Raw genomic sequence first — 529 nt, 5'->3', positions numbered from 1 at the left:
GCTGACGCTCAGGCCGCGGGGCGGCCGGTGGTCGTGGTGGCGGCGGTCGGATGCGCCGTGGTGGCGGCCGGGCCGGCGATGGTGCCGGCGGGCGGCGCGCTCTCGGCGGTCATGGAGGCGTCACCCTCCTTCTCGTCGTCCTTGATGTTCGCCTTGAAGGATTTGATACCCTTGGCGACGTCGCCCATGAGGCCGCTGATCTTGCCGCTTCCGCAGAGCAGCAGAACAACCGCCAACACGATCATCCAATGCCAGATGCTGAAGGAACCCATTGTCGCGCCTCGATCCCGTGGTGMTTAAGAATGGCCGGACCCTACCGCATCCCGGTTCTGAACAGAAGCCGTCATGCCTTTCGGGTCCCGGCCGGAACGATCCGCCCCTGTGCGGGGAGGTTCCGAGGGGAGCCTATCCGCCGGAGCGGATGGCTTCCGCCGCGGGATTCATGTGGGGAGCGCGAGGGGCGGGCGCAATGCCGGAAGTCCCCGGCATCGCGCCGTCCGGCGTCAGCGGCAGACGCGCTGTGTCACGG

At 68.4% G+C, this 529-nt stretch carries 1 protein-coding gene; it reads right to left on the bottom strand.

From position 1 onward, the window contains the following. Positions 1-8 precede the first annotated feature (8 nt). Positions 9-272, bottom strand: coding sequence for a twin-arginine translocase TatA/TatE family subunit (locus tag AC1DWF_RS38275; RefSeq protein ID WP_476843616.1), 264 nt, complete (start codon positions 270-272; stop codon positions 9-11). Between the last annotated feature and the right edge of the window lie 257 nt (positions 273-529).

This window comes from Aminobacter sp. P4_D5, assembly GCF_056401815.1.
This window is presented reverse-complemented; position numbering and strand designations above follow the sequence as displayed.

Bases quoted from the DNA above. Each gene is read 5' to 3' on its own strand.
- AC1DWF_RS38275 (WP_476843616.1), bottom strand. From the start codon at position 272: ATGGGTTCCTTCAGCATCTGGCATTGGATGATCGTGTTGGCGGTTGTT.